This is a genomic window from Xanthocytophaga flava (genome assembly GCF_030068545.1).
GTDB lineage: Bacteria > Bacteroidota > Bacteroidia > Cytophagales > 172606-1 > Xanthocytophaga > Xanthocytophaga flava.
The window spans coordinates 26,779-46,241 of record NZ_JASJOR010000010.1; the positions used below are offsets into that span (position 1 = coordinate 26,779).

Sequence of the window (19,463 nt, forward strand, 5' to 3'; positions counted from 1 at the left end):
ATATACGTACTTTAGAATAGTACCCATCCGATAAAATTATACATTCAGCATCTTCTGAATTTTCCGTCTTCAGATTCTCCCACCTACATTCCCCATCAAATTTACACCCAACTACTTTTTGAAAGTTTAGTATTGTATTTTTGTGAAATGAATATTTTATTATTTGCAGATCTGCATGGAAGAATTTTGCCAGCTCTTAAGTTAGCTACACGACTTCAGAAGGAAAGAAACGTACAATTAGACCTGATAGTGCAATGTGGGGATATGGGCATTTATCCGGAACCCGAAAAATTTGACAAAGCAACACTCCGCCACGCTCAACGGGATGAAACTGAATTAGGCTTTAGTCGCTATTTCACACATCCATCAACAGAAGTAGCCTCTTTACTCGAAGAATTGTCCTGTGATGTTATATGTGTCAGAGGCAATCATGAAGATCATGAATTTCTGAATGGGCTAGAGCAAAAATCATCAGAGTCGCGGTTTCCTGTCGACTGTTACAAACGTATATATGTATGCAAGACTGGACATATCCAGAAATTTGAAAAAGAAGGACAACAGATAAGTATTGCAGGTATAGGACGTATTGGCCATAGAGGTAATAAGAGTCCAAACGGAACTCAACGTTTTATTCAGCCATATGAACAACAAGCCTTACAGTCTCTTCGTAAACAAATTACGCATATTGATATTCTAGTTACCCATGATTGTTCACTTCATTTTTTTGATAAGGATTTTGGTATGCAGGAGATTCGGGACTTTTTAGACTATCACAAACCCTTTTATCACTTCTTTGGTCATACAGGACATTCGTATCAGGCTGTTCCAGATGAAAACCGCTTTACTACCTCTGTTAAAATAGCAGAATTGGAATGGCAGCACAATGGGACTTTTCCAGAAGGAAGTATGGTACTATTACGATGGAAAGATCAATATGAGCATGAAATAGAAGTAATTAATGATACATGGATAAAAGAATATACTCCTGAAACATGGAAATATATGTAGCTCAAGTATATCCTGAATCATTTATTGATAACATCATTTTCTATTCCCCTGATATTTACGGACATTTGCACCATCTTTTGTTTTATTAAAAAATCCTCATCGCAGGAAATACAATCCCTCTATGATTCAAAGTATTAAAGATATTGTTCTCTTTGAAAACGACGATTACATTCTGGTCAACAAACCTCCTCATGTAGCAACCCTTGACGAACGGACAGGCGATAAAAGCAGCATTCTGCGCATTGCCAAAAATTATCATTCGGATATACAGGCAGGTCATAGACTTGATAAAGAAACATCGGGTGTATTAGCTCTTGCTAAAAATCCGGAAGCCTATCGTCACCTATCCATGCAGTTTGAACATCGGCAGGTTGATAAGATCTATCATGCAGTAGTACATGGTACAGAAGCACTTGAAAATGTAAATGTGTATCTGCCCATTCTTCCACTCAAAGATGGATCTGTTCGGATTGATACACAAAGTGGCAAAGAAGCTGAGACGTTTTTTGATACAATGGCTATCTATAAAAAACATTCATTGGTACAATGTGCACCTGTAACAGGTCGTATGCACCAGATTCGTATTCACTTAAGTTGCCTCAAAATGCCCATTGTATGTGATCCTCAATATGGGGGGGCGCCTATCTTTCTGTCAGAGATAAAACGAAAATTCAATCTCAAACAAGGTACAGAGGAACAACCCCTGATTCAGCGGGTAGCATTGCATGCATTCTCTCTTTCATTTCATCTTTTAAATGATGAATTAATTACTGTAGAAGCCCCCTATCCTAAGGATATGCAGGCATTAATTAAACAACTGGAAAAAAATGTTTAGGTACAAAAAACGCTGAAAAAGAACTTTCAGCGTTTTTTAGTATAGTATTTTAAAAATCGTCATTTAAAGCAAAAACAGGCTTACGATTGCTCCACTTTCCTTTTGTAAAATCCGGAAACTCTATCAAACTTCCTCCTTTACTAATTGATTCCTCTGACAATGGGCTGATAGCACTCCAGGTAACAGCATCATATACGTCTATAGGTGGTGGTAACTTACGTTTTACAGATTCGATAAACGTTCGCAATACAAAGAAATCCATCCCCCCATGTCCTGCATTCTCGGCATCTTTCTCAAACCTTTTCCATAACGGATGATCGTATTTGGCTTGGTAGTCAGCAAAGGGTTCCCATTGATCATGCTTAGGGCTTACCTTTGCCAAATAGATCTGATTTCCGTCATTCATCCAGATACCTTCTGTACCTTGGGCTCTGAATCCCAGAGAATACGGACGTGGAGAATTTGTGTCATGTATAATGACAACGTTTTCCCCATTCTGACACTGAATGCTTGTAGTGACGATATCACCCAGCTTAAAATTCACTTTGGCATTTGGATGGCTTTCACCCCCATTGTCTACAATATACTTATGCAGACCACGGGATTTGGTAGCCATAGAGCTTAATCGGATAAAGCGATTCCCTCTGTTTATATTTAACCATTCAGCCACAGGACCAATACCATGTGTTGGATACAAATCACCATTACGATCTACTGAGTGTTGTGTACGCCAGTGTGCTTCACTTAATCCTTTCTCTCCAAACTCTACACCTCCACCATAAGGTTGTTTACCATCATTGAATTTAACTGGACGCAAATCGTGTTCGTAACCACAATGAGCATATAACATCTCTCCAAATAACCCCTGACGCACCATATTCAGTACAGCCATTACATCCCTACGATAACACACATTTTCCAGTAACATCAAATGAGTACCTGTTTTCTCATGCGTTTCTACCAAATCCCAAGCTTCCTTTAAAGTAACCATTGCAGGTACTTCCAATCCTACATATTTTCCAGCATTCATGGCTGCAATTGCCATGGGTGTATGCCATTGCCAGGGAGTAGATATTACTACACCATCAATATCTGAACGTTGTACTAGTTTTTCAAAATCTTTTTCTCCTGAATAGACTGCGGCAGCCTTCCTACCAGACTTTTGAATCATCTGATTGCTTTCTTTAATAGTAGCAGGATCAATATCAGCAATAGCTGTTATTTCTACATCCGGCCTGTATAATGCCTGTTGCAAATGATTCCGGCCACGTAATCCTACTCCGATAAAGGCTAAACGGACATTTGCCTTCTCCTGATAACCAAAAGAAGCCCAATTGGGCTGAATTACAGAACCAGCGATAAATGCAAAAGAAGATTGTTTGAGAAAACTTCGTCTATCCATGGTGAAATATTGTAGAATAAGGTTGTTTATACAATTCTAAAAAAAATTTGCATTGATTTTAGTAAAAAGAAAGAAGTATTTTATTTCCACTCATATAACATAGAAATACTGAATCAATAATAAAAGAAAACGGACCAACCTTTTCCAGGAGTAGTCCGTTTTCTTTTATTATTGAAGTTGAGGAATTATTATTGATCCCACCATACACGAGTAGTCCATGTATCACCACCAGTCAGACTTTTCACAGCATCCTGATAGCTTTGTGGGTTTTGAGTAGCTTCATTTGATGGATAAGGTTCTCTTCTCGGGATTGTAGAATTAGAGAAGTTACCTGTGTAATCAATAGGAGTCAGAACCGGATATCCAGAACGTCTCCAGTTACTCCAAGCTTCTACAAAATTGAACAACGTACCATTTACAACCCAATACTGCTCATTGATTTGTTGTAGTGCAGTTCCTGAATTCAAAGGATGTGCATTTGCGTAAGCATCTGCGGCAGCAGCAGTGATTGTTGCAGAGGCACCAAACTTAGCTAAAGATTGAATACCAGCAGAAACACCCTTCTTGTAGAAGTCAGCAGCAGTTCCACCTACAGTATAACCACGTTCAGCTGCTTCAGCCAAAAGTAAAGCAACTTCTGCATAAGTAAGTACAAATAAAGGACTATTACGATCACTATAAATAAGTGCTGTAGGACGTGAGTATTTTCCAAGTACTGCTGGTTGATCTGTGGTATCCTTCGGAGTAATTACTGCAGGTGTTGAACCCGGATAATCAGTTCTCTTTGTTAAATCAGTTGCTCCGCCATTCAAATCATATCCGTTAGGTAATCCAAGTTGTTTAGCAATAGTCGTATCTCCTCTAACTGCACTTTCGTTTGCATGCAAGCCATTAGGTGGCACTTCAGATACCTTTGATAAGCGAATATCATTAGTAGCTTTTAAATAATCAATAAAGGTTTTACTCCAACGAACTTCATACCGATCTGCAGGTACGATCAAAGCTGAGGCATTTCCATTACTATAATTATTAGGTTGATCACCCATCACATATGCATCATCTTCTACACTTGTAAAAACTCCTCCTGCTACTGCTTTTTCCGCATAGGTTTTAGCTGTTGTTGGATCAGCCTTCACTAACCGCATAGCTAATTTCAGCATTAATGAGTAGCCATATTTCTTCCATTTGGCAATATCACCTTCATAGGAGAATGCATCATAAGCAGGTTTATCACCTGCTACATCTAACTTACTTACCACAGAGTCAAGCTTGCTCAACATTGCTTTGTAAAGAGTCTCTTGAGAATCATATTTTGGCGTAAAAAATCCATCTTTTGCCTTCAATGCTTGAGAATACGGAACATTGCCATATACATCGGAAATAGTAGCAATACTCTGAATCTGCATAATAACGGCTATCTTACTCACATTGGGATACAATGGATTATTTTTCGTCTGGCGTTCCATCTCATATGCATAACTCGCAGCCTTATACCCTTCTCTCCAAACACTTTGCACATAAGAATTTGTGTTAGATGAGATCCTGTATTTATCCCCATTGGAATAGTAGTTTGCACCTCCTGTTGATGTAGAAGCTAAAATTTGCACCCACATACTTTGAAACAGAATCCCGGAATTATAGCCATATGTTGAGTTTGCATACGTAAATTGGCTGGATGGCAACAATAATTGAGGATCAAAGGAGCTTTCTGTAGCTTTGTTTGGATCTGTATTAATGTCGTCAAAATTCTTTGAACAAGACACCTGTAAAAGTCCTATTCCTATAAGTAAACTAAAAGCGATTAGTGTTCTTTTCATAATTTTATTTAAACTTTATGTTCAAATTTACACCATAAGTACGTGCAGTTGGAAGACTGGTTCCTTCGATACCTGCATACTGAAGATTTGCACCAAATGTTGCTTCAGGATCTATATCAGATGCTCTTCTCATTAGATAGAACAGATTTCGTGCTACCAATGAAATATTTACTGTACGAACTAAAGGCCATTTCTCAACCAACTTTGAAGGTAAAGTGTATCCCAATGTGATTTGGCGAAGTTTAATAAAATCCCCATCTACTACACTAATTTTTGTTATGTTATTTGCCACAGCAGTGTAGTAATCCTGAGCAGTTGCAGTTTTTGTATTCGCAGCCCCACCTTCTAAAACACCAGTTGTAATACCAGTTTCACGACCTACCAATGTGGCTTTGTGTAAGCCTCTTCGGTAAGCATAATTTTCTGTAGCAGATAATATGCTGTTACCATAGTTATAGTCAATCAGGAAAGCAAGGTTAAAATTGGAGTAGGTAAATTCGTTGTTCAAACCACCATATAAAGTAGGGAGAACTGTACCATAGTTTTTCATTTCACCTTGCACTGGCAGACCAGATGCATCTACTATAATCTGGCCATCGCTGTTATATTTATAATCATATGCTCTGATTTGTGGTCCAGCTAAGCCAGGAACAAATGCAGTGATTGCATTTCCCAGTGTAGCACGGTTTTGTCCCAAAGGTCTTGCGGTGTTGCCTTCATCTGTGTGGAGGATCTTATTTTTTACTGAAGTCAGGTTAAAGGACACATTCCAGGCAAATTTTTCCTTTTTAACAGGAGTGCCAGTAATTTGTAGTTCCAATCCTCTGTTCTGAGTTGAACCTGTACCCACAAAACCATCTGTATAACCACTTGCAGGGCTATAATTAGTTGGCATAATTTCATTCTTAGTTTTTTGAGTAAACCAAGCCACATCCAATCCAAAGCGTCCACTGAAGAACTTCATTTCCAAACCTAGTTCAAATTCATTTTTTGTAAATGGTTTTAGCTTTGTATTAGGAAATGTCATAAGAAAGCTCCCTGCAGGAACACCATTAATAGAATTTTCTACTTTATAATAGAAGTCCGTACCATAAGCAGTAGCAGGTTCGCCACTTGTCACTGCATAAGAAGCTCTGAACTTACCGAAATCCAATTTAGGTATTTTTACTAAATCACCAAATACAAATGCTCCCGTAACAGAAGGAGTAAAGATACTACGATTTGAACTTGGTAAAGTAGAATAAGTATCATAACGTCCAGTAGTACTTATGTTCAGGAATCCTTTGTATCCTAAATCAATGTTATAGTATGCAGATTGTACCTCTGTTTTCCAAAATTGATAATCACGGTTATAATTAGCTACGTTGCTCCAGCTGTATAAATAAGGTAATACAAATGGGCCACCACCAATTTTCACCCATTCATATTGATTACGACGAATATTCCCTCCAAGTAAAGCCCCAAAAGAGAAATCAGGAGTTATGTTTTTATTGATACCAATTAAACCATCCACGTTTAATTCTGTACGTTGTGCATTTGATAATTCATCAAGGCTACCTTTTGTATCTGCTGTATAGGCAGTCCCCCAAGGAGCTACTTTGAAGATATGGTCATTTGCATTATCATAACCCACCCGAGCCTGAGCATAAATCCAATCAGCAAATTGGTATTTAACAGACATCATGGAAATCAAACGCTTACGAGTTACATCATTTACAAACTTATTTGTCACAAAATATGGATTAGTGACATAATTATCATCTGTAAATTCAACTTCCCGACCTGAAATCGGATCAAATCCTGGCTCTAAAATACGCTCATCAATATTAGTTGCCAGGAACATACCATTATTACCGTTCAATGGACCATCACTCAAGATTGGTTTATTACTCACTTTCTCATCAATATAATTTGCCATTACACTGAGACTCAGCTTAGGAGCAATATTCTGATCAACTGTTACATTGATAGTTTTTCTGCTTAAACCGCTGTTAGGTAAAATAGCCTTACTATCCAGGTTGGCAGCAGATACTCGGAATGAACCATTATCACCCCCTCTTGTAACAGATACACTATTGGTGAAGTTAGAGCCAGTTCTATAGAAATTTTTGATATTATTTTTTTGCGCAGAATAAGCATATTGCTTGCCATCAAACTGCATAACCATAGACCCATCCAGTTTAGCACCCCAACTCATTCTGGTAGAAGATTTGGCGTTTGCAACAGTAGTAGGTTTATTTCCAAATACCCCTTGTCCATATTCATACTGAAAATCAGTATAATTCAAAGCTTGATCAGCTGAATAGTTCATATTATATTCAACAGCAAAGTCTCCTTTTTTACCTTTCTTAGTAGTAATTAGGATTACACCATTTGAGGCTCTGGCACCATACAAAGCTGACGCAGACTGACCTTTCAATACAGTCATAGTCTCAATATCATCAGGGTTGAGGTTTCCAAGTCCATCGCCTCCATCAGCACCACCCCACTCACCAGCACTACCTCTTTGTGTGTTATCCATTGGTACACCATTAATAACAATCAATGGAGATCCTCCAGAGTTCATACTTGGCATACCACGCATCAGAATCTTAGCAGTTCCACCTGGACCACCACTAGTTCCCTTTACGTTCACACCAGCAATCCGACCTGCCAGTGAATTACCAACATTTGTCTCTCTGGCTTTGGTCATCAGATCTCCATTTATAGTTGTAACTGCATAGCCAACTGTACGTGCTTCTTTTGATACACCTAGGGCTGTTACAACTACTTCTCCCAATGCTTTTACATCAGGCACCATTTGTAAATCTATTGTAGTGCGATTACCAATAGCAATTTCTTCTGTAGCATATCCAATAAATGAAAATACTAATGTACCACTACCATCCGCCTGTATAGTATAATTACCATTTGCGTCACTGCTTACACCATTAGTGGTACCTTTAACTACCACACTCACACCTGGTAGTGGCTCTTTGGTATCACTTGTAATTTTTCCTTTAATCGTCTGCTGAGCCCAGACAAACTGGCAGCAGAGAAAAAAGAGAAAAACAAAACTAAAAGAGTAGGTACTTTTCTTCATAGGGCTGTTCGATTTGTGTTTAATGAAGGGATTTAGGATAAAGAAAATAGGAAAAGGACAAATTTTGCTTCATTCTTTAATGTTTAGATTGAAAATTTTTATTTATTGATTTAACATAACTGGTACAAGTAAAAGTAAGATATTGCAAATTTTTAAAACAAATTAAATCCAATCCTAGCTAAGAATTATATCATATATAAAAAAATTACTAATACTTACAGAAATACAAAAATAATTTTTATTTCGTACTAACAAAAAAATACAAACTAAAATTTTACAGCAGACTTTCTATGCAAAACAGAAATACTAAAAAATGAAGCTCCACCAAAAGCAGAATATACTTAAAACTGCTAAGAAGTGATTTTGTGAATGTTTTTAAATGGATGTAAGAAAGAAGCTGGATTCGAATTATGCTATTTCTACTATCTTTTACCAAAGATTTAGTATTAGAAACAGAACCATATACAAAGCAGATAGCCTAGTCCCTAAGGGGTGTCATTTTATGAAATAACATGGCTATGAGAGAATAGATTGGGTATACAATATAAATCATTGTATATCAACTACAAAACTTTACTTTTAAACTTTAACTATCAAAATACATAAAATGTTTAAAGACAACAAAATAACCTATTTACAGATCCTGATACTATAGGTAGAAGTATACCTACTCCAGCAAATACAATCCTATATTCGCCTAATGAACTAATTTACTTAAAACAAACTTTCCAATCTTATTCCCTTGTTTTTGTCCCTCTTCAATGGAATCCCGAAAATGTATTCCGCCATATATGCGGGAGATTCCAGCTTCAGATGAGGCATGACGAAAGGAAGTGAAATTACGTGGAGGCAAACCAAAATACTCTTCAGAAGTGTCAGTAAATCTAAATGAGTCTCCAATAAAATAAGAAAGTATCTCTGCACTAGCAGCAGACACCACACTATGACCACTGGTGTACTCAGGAAATGGAGGTGTTTGCAACATAGGTCTCCATGCAGGATCTATGTATTTATTAATAGCCGTTTCAGGTCGGATACGATCACTAGTATATTTTTCTTTCCAACAACAGATAAAAGCATCATGCAGTGTCAGCGCAACCATAGTATGTATTAAGATAGCAGAGTCCACTGGTACCTGCTTCTGTTTACAGACAATTCCAGTAATACCCATCCAATGTCCTCCTGGTGATATTTTTTTTAATCCAATAGCCATATGTCCGGAATAACTCACAGCAAAAGGATTGCAATCCCAGAAAGCAGCAATCTGCTTTTGTTCAGGTGTCATAGTTTTAGTTACATCATACACTTCCTTCATCAAGGTATAAAAAGAACTTTGTGGCTCTTTTGAAAAGGAAGCAGGACGAGCAGGATTAAAATAATGTTTACTGGAATCTATAAAAAAGGATCTGACTGTAGGCCAGTAAGGTTCAACCGGAGCCATGTATTCTGGTGGCGTCGGATACCAATGTCCATCTTCTTTATTGGGCGTATATCGTTTGTAGGTACTTAGTTTATTATATCCGTCACTTTTGGCATATGCCAGTACCTGCATAGCAACTGCCTCTGCATAGGTTTTATTGGAATTAATCTGTGTTTGGCTGAACTTAAGTTTTTTCTGGTATTTGGCGATCAACTCTTTTTGTTTCGCTTCCAGTTGAAAACCTGAGGGCATAATGTTACGCCCTACTTCCAGCATAGCATAGTTCGCACAAAAAGGCAGGTATAAATCTGCAGGCTTTGAAGGCAGGGTAAACTTTGGTTTAGTATGAAATTGCTGTGAGATATCAGGAAACGTATTATTGCTTTCAGCTACAACTTCATAAGCTCCTAAAAGCGAGTAGGCATAAAAACGACTGGCAGCAGGAGGACTTGCCACATCATGTAGCATTACTTCAGACAGATGAAATACATTCTCTGTAAGATCACTGATAAGCCACTCGTTAGATACTTTCTTCTGTGCAGATACAAAATGAACTATACTTAAAATACAAATAATAGTGGTAATACTTTTACTCATGGTTTACTTAATTGATAAATTTCCACTTCTGCATTATTGATACCAACAAGGAGATAGGTTATACCACCTAATTGAATAGCTTTTGTTGCTTTTACATCTCCCTTTATATTTAATCCTGATTGGATTTGATTGATGTATGCAAAATTTCCTTTTCCATCTCCCATAAATAATTGACCGTAGTTTGCATCAATCATTCCCAATCTAATACGAATAGCACTTTGATTTCCAGCCAAAACAAAATCCAGATTTCCATCCCTATTGTAGTCTAGTACATGGATAGCATATACTGGACTAAACTGAGCTTCAACAGGTAAGGAATGTTTGATCAGCTTACCATCTTTATTTTCCAGATAGATAGTTTCCAAAGTATTTACAGACAGCGTATTAGCACTTTTGAGATCTTCAGAAGAAAAGATGTCTGTAATCTGTGCATCAGCATAGGAAGCATAATTGGTAAATTTTCTACGCATACTGTACATTTGATCTAATAACTCATCTCTACTCACAAATGGATAGGGCTTTCCTTGTACATAGGCAATTAGGATGGATTCTAAAGAACCATTATTGTCAAAGTCCTTATATGTGAGCGTGATGGGTTCTTTATCCGAGGCATGTAGCTGGCTATTTAAGCCAAAATTTCCAATAATCAAATCCAAATCGCCATCTTTATCAAAATCAGCGGCTACCATTCGACTCCATATCCCACTTTCAGCATGTGTAAAATACTGACTTGTAGCCTCTTCCAACATTTTTCCATTTTTATTACCGAATACACGAATTGGCATACACTCTCCTGATAAAACCAGATCTGGCCACTGATCTTTATCCAGATCCATCCAAACAGCATCAGTAATCATACCTATATTCTGTAAACCAGCTAAAATAACTGATGTTTGATCCGAAAAGACACCTCTACCATCATTCAGTAGAATAAAGCTGGAAGGGGCCTGAGGATATTTTCCAGGAATAACCCGTCCACCTACAAACAAATCTAAATCTCCATCTTTATCAAAGTCAACTGCCCGTACACAAGACTTACTCACCTTAAGCTCTGGCAAAGCATTCACAGCCCGATAAAATTTACCACTACCATTATTTAGATATAAGCGATCTGTTAATACACTGGAAGAAGATTCATAATCATGATATCCACCACTGGCAATAAACAAATCCTGATCTCCATCTCTATCTACATCCAGAAATAAAGCGTCAGCATCTGTACTTTCAGCATCATCTTTTAACACTAACCCAGTAGACTCTATAAATCCTCCTTTCTTTGTCTGTAAATATAATTTTCCAGGATGCTCTTTTCCTCCTCCAACATATACATCCATAAGTCCATCCCCATTTACATCAGCAGTCGCCATAACCGGACCACAGGGTGACAACATAGTCATCAATAATGGTTGACGTTTGAAATCATTTATATCATATTCTTCATGTTTATAGGGAATAAAGGATGTGATTTTTGAAAATACTGGCTTCACTGAAGAAAGTGTAGCACGTATATTGGACTGATTTTTTTCTTCAATTACCAGTACATCATTTGTCTTTACAGCTTTTAGTAACTCTACTCCTCCTCTAGGCCACTCTATCCGAATTGAATCTACAAGCTGTGCTGCTCCTACCCCCACATGAATTACTGGACTTACCGATGACTGATATCCTCGGGTAGGCATCTGTTCAAAGTATTGCAGGTCTTTGCCTACATATACAGATATTTTACTTCCTAAAGCCTGTGTGTTTAATCCAGCACCTTTCAATTTTATTTTCAGGTATCTGCTTTGTGATCCATTCTCTACAGAACGGTTTCTATAAATAGAGGCTACCTCATTCTGATTATTCACTACCAGATCCAGATCGCCATCATTATCCAGGTCTGCATAGGCTGCCCCATTGGAAAAGTTCTTTACATCAAATCCCCATTCTTCACTTTTATCTGAAAACCGAAGGTTCTGCTCATTCTTGAAGATATAATTGTGTAACGGAGTGGAAGACATGGACTGAACCAGTTCAAATGTATCGACCTTTTCTTTGGCTACTGCTTTTTGAAAGTAAAAATCTCCTTTGTACTTCAGGAAGTCACGATTTGTATAATCTCTGAAATACCCATTGGTGACAAATAAATCTTTCCAGCCATCATTATCATAGTCTGCAAACAAAGGTGCCCAGCTCCAATCAGTATTGGATATGCCAGCCAGCTGACCTATCTCACTAAAAGTGCCGTTGCCATTATTTAACTGCAACATATTTCGCATATTCTGATGATAGAACCCTTGTCGGACCATCAATCCATATTGCTCATAGTTTTCAGGTCCGTATAACAACTTTTGCCGTTTATTATCCTCAGGAAGCATATCCAATGTAAAAATATCTGGCCAGCCATCATTATTAATATCACTCACATTAGATCCCATAGAGAAATAGGATATATGATGAATATATTCTGTGAGTTTATCAGTAAATGTTCCGTCTCCATTATTAATATAAAGATAGTCAGGCTCTATATAGTCGTTTGACACATACATATCCAACCAACCATCTTTATTAATATCAGAAACTGCAATTCCTAAACCAAAACCTAAAGCATTCGATTTGATACCAGCAGGAAGTGTTACATCTGTAAAAACTCCATTGTCATTTCTCAACAATTTATCTCCGGCATACGGGTGAGTTGTTTTTTGAGCTTGTTCAAATTCTAACTGACGTATCACCTGTACATTGGTATTCAGAAGAAACATATCCAGATCGCCATCTTTATCATAATCAAAAAAAGCACCTTGTGTTGAGTATCCAGGATCATCCAGTTTATAGGCTGATGCCTTTTCTTCAAATGTCAGATCACCTTTGTTTATAAAGAGTTGATTCCTCCGCTCTTCCGGGTTCTTCTTACCTGAATAACAAACGTAGATATCCAATAAACCATCTCCATTGATATCGATCATAGTTACACCTGATTTCCATCCTTTTCTCCCTCCCACCTTCGCTTTGTCTGTAATATCCTTAAACTTCAGGTTTCCAAGATTCAGATACAGTTTATTCAACTGCATATTAGAGATAAAGTAAATATCATCTAAGCCATCATTGTTAATGTCACCAATAGCAACGCCTCCTCCATTATAGAGATTTTCATAAGTCAGGGCATTTTCCGTACGGCTTTCAGTAATTGTATTCTTAAAGCTAATACCTGTTTCCTGTGCAGATACTGCTTCAAAGAGTTTAGTGTTTTGCGCAAAACTTTGTATTACATAGCAAAGACAAAACAACAACGTAATGGGTAAGCGTTTTCGGAAAAATGCATTTGTAGTTTTTCTAATCATAGGTAAGTCAGAATTCAGCTCAATCAGCTCGTATAATAGCGGTGATGTGTGTAAGTAAAATTGAGTATGGTTTATACTCTTATAGGCTTCGGAACAGAAAGTTAAAATAAATATTTTCAAATGCATACTTTCAAATATTTATTTCTCTAGAAAGGCTATATAAAAAAATATTTTTTTATATTTGAAGCAGGAAGCCAAAACTATATTTGTTATACACCCGAAGAATTATTTTGTTTCACCATCTCTATTATTTTCTCCGCCAATGCAAACAGTAGCCCCTGTACAATCAAAGACCAAGCAAAACTATGCATTGCCATTAGCTATCATTGGCGTTCTGTTTTTCTTATTCGGCTTCATCACCTGGACAAATAGTGTCCTGATTCCATACTTGAAGTTAGCTTGTGAGTTAAATACTTCTGAGTCCTATCTTGTCACATTTGCCTTTTACATTTCCTACTTTGTAATGGCTTTACCATCCGGATGGGTTTTACAAAAAACAGGTTTCAAGAAAGGAATGATTCTGGGATTATTAGTTATGTGCATTGGTATGCTGGTCTTTATTCCCGCTGCACTTACACGTACTTACAGTGTCTTTTTGCTAGGTCTGTTTATTGTTGGTAGCGGCCTTGCCATCTTACAAACAGCATCCAATCCCTATATTACAGTACTGGGTCCTATCGAAAGTGCCGCACAACGTATCAGTATTATGGGTATCTGTAATAAGCTGGCAGGTACACTAAGTCCTCTCCTTCTGGGAAGTATCTTTATGAAAGATACAGACAAACTGGAAGCACAAATAAAAACATTAAGCGAAGCAGCCAAAGCCGCACAACTGGATGAGTTAGCCCAACGGGTTATTGTTCCTTATTCTATTATGGCAGCCGCATTGGTAGGCTTGGCTATGATGGTATATTTTAGCCATTTGCCAGAAGTAAGTCAATCCGATGATACTGAAGACAAAGCAACAGAAACCACAAGTACACGTTCTTCTGTATTGTCTTTCCCTAATCTGGTATTAGGATTCATTGCATTGTTCTTATATGTAGGTGTGGAAGTAATTGCAGGAGATACAATTGCGGGTTATGGACAATTCTGGGGATATAAATTATCTGAAGCCAGTAAACTTCCCGCATATCCTTTAGGTGGAATGGTAATTGGATACATCGCCGGGATTTTGCTTATCCCTAAATATCTCACTCAAAACAAGGCACTTGTTATCTCAGCCGTTTCTGGATTAATCTTTGCCATTGGAGCTCTTTTTACCAGGGGAGATCTATCTATTTACTTATTAGCGGGTTTGGGACTTGCAAATGCTTTGATATGGCCGGCTATATGGCCTTTAGCACTCAACAAATTAGGATCTTTTACAGCGTTAGGCTCTTCCATTCTGGTAATGGGTATAGCAGGAGGTGCAATACTTCCACTATTATACGGTCAGCTTACAGATAAACTCAACGCACAACAAGCCTATTGGCTTGTTATCCCCTGCTATTTGTTCATTCTCTACTATGCATTGGCAGGTCACAAGAAAAAAAGTTGGTAATTAAAAATGGAACCAATCAAAAAGGTGTAGGTAATTTACCTGCACCTTTTTTTATTTCTGATATTCTAACCAGAAATAAAAATGCCCCTGATAAAATCAGAGGCATTGAAAAGACTTAAGAGATTACGAAACCTGCTTTTCGCAAATCATCCCAAAATCCTGGGTAGGATTTTACTACCACATTGGGATGTTCTATAACCGTTTCCCGTTGTAGAGCTAAGGGTGCAAATGCCATAGCCATTCGATGATCATCGTAGGTATGTATGCGCACAGGTGTATGATTATCCAGTAAAACTGGCTTAGGGATTTTATATGTATGGTTGGTTTCGACTTCAATTAATTCACCATTAAATTTTCCCAGTTCGTTTTGAATAGCTTTTACCCGATCTGTTTCTTTGATCTTTAAACTCTCGATACCTGTAAATTCAGCTTCAATGCCTTTAGCTGCACAACAAACAGCTACCGTTTGTGCCAGGTCCGGGCAATCCGAAAAATCAACTGCGATAGCAGGCTTGGCAGTTACCTTCTTCAAAAGCACACCTCTTTCTGTAAAGGTAGAAGCTACGCCTAGTGGCACCATTATTTCAGCAATACGGCTGTCTCCCTGCAACGAATTTTCTTTCAAACCCAACAATTCAATTTCTGCTTCTTCTGCCAAAGCCACAATGCTATACCAATAGCTTGCTCCAGACCAATCTGACTCTACCTGATAGCTAGTAGGCTGATAGGTTTGAGGTTTTACACGAATGATATTTCCATTCCACTCATGATATACACCAAAAGCTTCCATCTGACTTAATGTCATTTCTATATAGGGTCGAGAGCCTATCACACCAGTCAGTTCCAATTGTAACCCTTCAGGTAATAATGGAGCAATCATAAGCAAGGCAGAGATATACTGGCTACTCACATCTCCTCTTATCTGAATATGGGATTTTCCTGAAAACTGAAAGCCTTTGATATGAATAGGTGGATACCCTTCCTGTTTTACATAGTCAATCGTAGCACCTAAAACCCTTAAAGCATCTACAAGCAGTCCGATAGGTCGTTCACACATACGAGCAGTGCCTGTCATGATCTTATCCTGATTGGTAATGGTAGCATAGGCTGTCAGAAAGCGCATCGTCGTTCCGGCATCCAGTACATCCCATATCTGGTCATTACTGGCAAGAAGGCGTTGCATAGTTTGTGTATCCCGAGCTTCAGACAAATTAGTTAACGTACCTTTACCTCCACTTAGTGCATTAATAACCAGTGATCGGTTGCTTTCACTTTTGGAAGATGCCAATTGAATAGTTGTGTTAATCTTTCCGGTAGGATGATGTAAACGAATGAAATCCAAGTCAATTAAAATTAAATTGAAGAATAAATCTATTTATCCGGAGCACATGAAAAGGATATAACAAATCCATGTACTCAGTGATTTCTGCTTTCTGGTATAACAGAATGGAAGATCTGTATACGATCTGTAATCAGCTTGTTGATAAGGCTTATTTTTCTGCAAGTTTACACAATCCGGTTGTAGGTTGGAAGAGAACCCTTAAAAAACTCCTCAAAATGTAGATTTTTTATCTCACCAAATAAAAAATCAAATAATTTGTATAAAAACCAGATTACTCTGTACTTTACAACTTCAAAGGAGGTTTCTATCCCTATAATTACATTTTTGCAAACTTATGGAGCTTAAACTTAGTCCTAAAAATATAGTAAATCAACTCGATGTTTTCGGCCTATTTGACAGAGATGAACTTGGAAATTTTACAATTCTTAAACGCACATTGATTTCTGCTGTAGGCGCAGCCACTTACTGGCGTTACGCAGTGATTAATAAAATGCATATTGAAGGAACAGAATACCTTCAGGACTTACCAGAACATAATGTCCTTTTTCTGTCGAACCATCAAACGTATTTTGCGGATGTAATTGCCTTCTATCATATCTTTTCAAGTGTCAAATGGGGATTTAAAGATCATATCAAAGTTCCTATTTATTTGTTATCACCACGGGTAAAGAGCTACTATGTAGCAGCTAATGAGACAATGAATAAAGGAATTATACCCAAACTACTAAGCCTTGCAGGTGCGGTCACTGTCGAAAGATCATGGCGGGCCAATGGCAAAGAGGTGAAACGAGATGTAGACACAAGTGGACAGGATCGGATTGGCAAAGCATTACAGGAAGGATGGGTTGTAAGCTTTCCACAGGGAACTACCAGTCCCTATGCTCCTATTCGTAAAGGCACAGCGCATATGATCAAAGAATTTAATCCAATTGTAGTACCAGTGGTTATCAATGGATTTCGCAGGGCATTTGATAAAAAGGGACTAATATTCCGAAAAACAAATACTCAGTTATCTGTTCGGTTCAAAGAGCCTGTACAATTTGATCCCTCTTTATCTGTAGAAGATATTGTCGAGCACATTCGTCAATTGATAGAACAAGAAGTGCCCGTTGAAAAAATGAAATGGATGAAATAATATCATTACTTAAATATACAATCTACTAACTCCTTATTTAACAGTCTCATGCACAAATCTCTAAGTTTTATAGTTGCACTTTTTATGGTATTCCTAACAGTTAGCAGTTTAACCCAAGCTCAGTCACCAGTGGGTGTACAATTATATAGCTTTCGGGAGCAGTTTGCTAAAGATGTAAAAGGCACTATGCAGAAAGTAAAGGATATGGGAATTACCTATTGTGAAGTAGCTGGTTATTATGGTATGGATGCCAAATCTTTTAAAGCTATACTGGACGAATATGGAATCAAACCTACCGGAACAGGTGCAGGTTTTGATCAGCTTGCAGATCCTGAAAAATTAAAAACTGTAATTAGTGAGGCAAAAATACTGGGTGCAAAAACAGTTATGTGTGCCTGGATACCACATAATGGTACTGACTTTACTATTCAGGATGTTGAAAAAGCGGTAAAAGTCTTCAACGAAGCAGGAAAAACTCTGGCAGCAAATGGATTATCGTTACTGTATCATAATCATGGATATGAATTTCGTTCGTACAAAGATCATTATCTGATGGACGAAATAATTACCCGAACCAATCCTTCCTATGTAAATTTTGAAATGGATATTTTATGGACACAACACCCTGGTCATAATCCTGTAGCCTGGATGAAAAAATATCCTACCCGTTGGAAAGCCATGCATGTAAAGGATCGTAAAAAAGGAACCGCAGGAAATCAGTTCGGTACAATGGATGTCGACAATGATATGACTCTGGGAGAAGGAGATCTGAACATTGCAGATATCATCAAACAAGCTCGTCAGATTGGCATCAAACATTTCTATATTGAAGATGAGTCACCTCGTTCGTTAGAACAAGTTCCTCATAGTATTGCCTTCCTTAAGCCAATGTTCTAACTATCAGATAGCTTTATAAAGCTTTTACAATACCCTCCACATGTTGCTAGGTAATTAGCTATAATGAGGAGGGTATTTGTTTTAAAAGATATTTTATTGGTAACGTTGTTTCAACATTGGTAACGTTGTTTCAACAATTGCATCATATATACATTTACATCCCATTGGCTGGTAACAGGCTGATTAGTAAATGGTAAGGTTGGTAAATACCCTGGAGGTCCAAACTCTGTAGTAACTGTAAGCGGTGTGCCTTTTTGCTTGTGTAAAGCCACCACTTTGTCCCACCAGGCGAGATGCTTGTCTAGTGCCACTTTCCATTCGGGGGCACGAGGGTCTGAAACCTGTGGTCCTTCCGGATGTCCTACACGAGAATGAATATGATCTGTACGTTCTAAAACAGTTTGTATGGCATCAGACTGATCATCCAGATAAGATTCATGGACAGCACACCAGTGAGAGATATCCAGTGTTAGCCTTAGTGAAGGTATTTTATCCAAGTAGTTTTTTGTAACATTAGCCGCATAGCTAAATCTACCACGATGTGTTTCATGAATAATTTTGATTCCAATTTCTTTTGATACTCTATCTGCAACATCAATCACAGCTTTATTCTGTTCAAATGCAGTAAAGTCTTTTCCTGTGTGACTATTGATAAAAACAGGCTTCATGGTTGCCACTGTACGAATCTGTTGTTCATAATCTTTCAGATGTGCTTGTGGAGCAGGATTGTAAAAGATCATCCCAACATACAACAGTTCATACTTCTTCAATGCATCCATAGCTTTTTTACGTTCTGTTTCCTCTGCAGGAAAAGGTGCTTCTACCCCATCATATCCTGCATCTTTTACTTTTTTACAAAAATCCTCCCATGACAACGACTCAGCACCCCACTTAGGACAAAAGAATTGCATTTTTAAACTCTTTCCAGTATTCTGCGCCACTGAAAAACTCAGAACAGAGAAAACCAATAATACAGTCAATAGATATTTCCTCATATGTAATTACTATTTTATCAGGTTATTATTCAATTCGAAAGAAATATAGATTTTTTTTTCACCTCCATGC

The 19,463-nt window shown here is 37.7% G+C and carries 12 protein-coding genes; 5 read left to right on the top strand and 7 right to left on the bottom strand.

What is annotated here, in order from left to right:
- Positions 1-147 precede the first annotated feature (147 nt).
- Both QNI15_RS15845 and QNI15_RS15850 read left to right on the top strand, forming a co-directional pair.
- Entirely contained in the window at positions 148-1,008 is an 861-nt protein-coding gene (locus QNI15_RS15845) for a metallophosphoesterase family protein (RefSeq protein ID WP_314032534.1), read from the top strand.
- 121 nt (positions 1,009-1,129) lie between these two features.
- Complete coding sequence (locus tag QNI15_RS15850; RefSeq protein WP_314032536.1) at positions 1,130-1,843, top strand: RluA family pseudouridine synthase; 714 nt, start codon at positions 1,130-1,132, stop codon at positions 1,841-1,843.
- A gap of 49 nt (positions 1,844-1,892) precedes the next feature.
- Here QNI15_RS15850 and QNI15_RS15855 read toward each other — a convergent pair whose 3' ends face one another.
- The 5 genes from QNI15_RS15855 to QNI15_RS15875 form a co-directional block, all read right to left on the bottom strand.
- Complete coding sequence (locus QNI15_RS15855) at positions 1,893-3,245, bottom strand: Gfo/Idh/MocA family protein (protein ID WP_314032537.1); 1,353 nt, start codon at positions 3,243-3,245, stop codon at positions 1,893-1,895.
- Between the two features lie 188 nt (positions 3,246-3,433).
- The gene (locus QNI15_RS15860) at positions 3,434-5,062 is read right to left on the bottom strand and encodes a SusD/RagB family nutrient-binding outer membrane lipoprotein (RefSeq protein ID WP_313997179.1); all 1,629 of its coding nucleotides are present in this window, start codon (positions 5,060-5,062) and stop codon (positions 3,434-3,436) included.
- A gap of 4 nt (positions 5,063-5,066) precedes the next feature.
- A complete protein-coding gene (locus QNI15_RS15865; protein ID WP_314032539.1) occupies positions 5,067-8,144 on the bottom strand; it encodes a SusC/RagA family TonB-linked outer membrane protein in 3,078 nt (1,025 codons plus the stop codon).
- A 697-nt stretch (positions 8,145-8,841) separates the two neighbouring features.
- Positions 8,842-10,161, bottom strand: a complete 1,320-nt coding sequence (locus QNI15_RS15870) for a vanadium-dependent haloperoxidase (RefSeq protein ID WP_314032541.1) — start codon at positions 10,159-10,161, stop codon at positions 8,842-8,844.
- Positions 10,158-13,481 (bottom strand): VCBS repeat-containing protein, encoded by a 3,324-nt coding sequence (locus tag QNI15_RS15875; RefSeq protein WP_314032543.1) that lies wholly within the window; start codon positions 13,479-13,481, stop codon positions 10,158-10,160. Before QNI15_RS15875 ends, QNI15_RS15870 begins: the two co-directional genes overlap by 4 nt.
- A 262-nt stretch (positions 13,482-13,743) precedes the next feature.
- Between QNI15_RS15875 and QNI15_RS15880 the strand changes: the two genes are divergently transcribed.
- A complete protein-coding gene (locus QNI15_RS15880; protein ID WP_314032544.1) occupies positions 13,744-15,024 on the top strand; it encodes a sugar MFS transporter in 1,281 nt (426 codons plus the stop codon).
- Between the two features lie 115 nt (positions 15,025-15,139).
- Here QNI15_RS15880 and QNI15_RS15885 read toward each other — a convergent pair whose 3' ends face one another.
- The gene (locus tag QNI15_RS15885; protein ID WP_314032546.1) at positions 15,140-16,366 is read right to left on the bottom strand and encodes a 3-phosphoshikimate 1-carboxyvinyltransferase; all 1,227 of its coding nucleotides are present in this window, start codon (positions 16,364-16,366) and stop codon (positions 15,140-15,142) included.
- A gap of 334 nt (positions 16,367-16,700) precedes the next feature.
- Here QNI15_RS15885 and QNI15_RS15890 point away from each other — a divergent pair, with 334 nt between their 5' ends.
- Together QNI15_RS15890 and QNI15_RS15895 are read left to right on the top strand one after the other, a co-directional pair.
- Entirely contained in the window at positions 16,701-17,501 is an 801-nt protein-coding gene (locus QNI15_RS15890) for a lysophospholipid acyltransferase family protein (RefSeq protein ID WP_313997167.1), read from the top strand.
- Positions 17,502-17,549: 48 nt separating this feature from the next.
- On the top strand, positions 17,550-18,398 hold the full coding sequence (locus tag QNI15_RS15895; protein WP_314032548.1) for a sugar phosphate isomerase/epimerase family protein: 849 nt from the start codon (positions 17,550-17,552) through the stop codon (positions 18,396-18,398).
- A gap of 110 nt (positions 18,399-18,508) precedes the next feature.
- Here QNI15_RS15895 and QNI15_RS15900 read toward each other — a convergent pair whose 3' ends face one another.
- On the bottom strand, positions 18,509-19,393 hold the full coding sequence (locus QNI15_RS15900; RefSeq protein WP_314032549.1) for a sugar phosphate isomerase/epimerase family protein: 885 nt from the start codon (positions 19,391-19,393) through the stop codon (positions 18,509-18,511).
- Between the last annotated feature and the right edge of the window lie 70 nt (positions 19,394-19,463).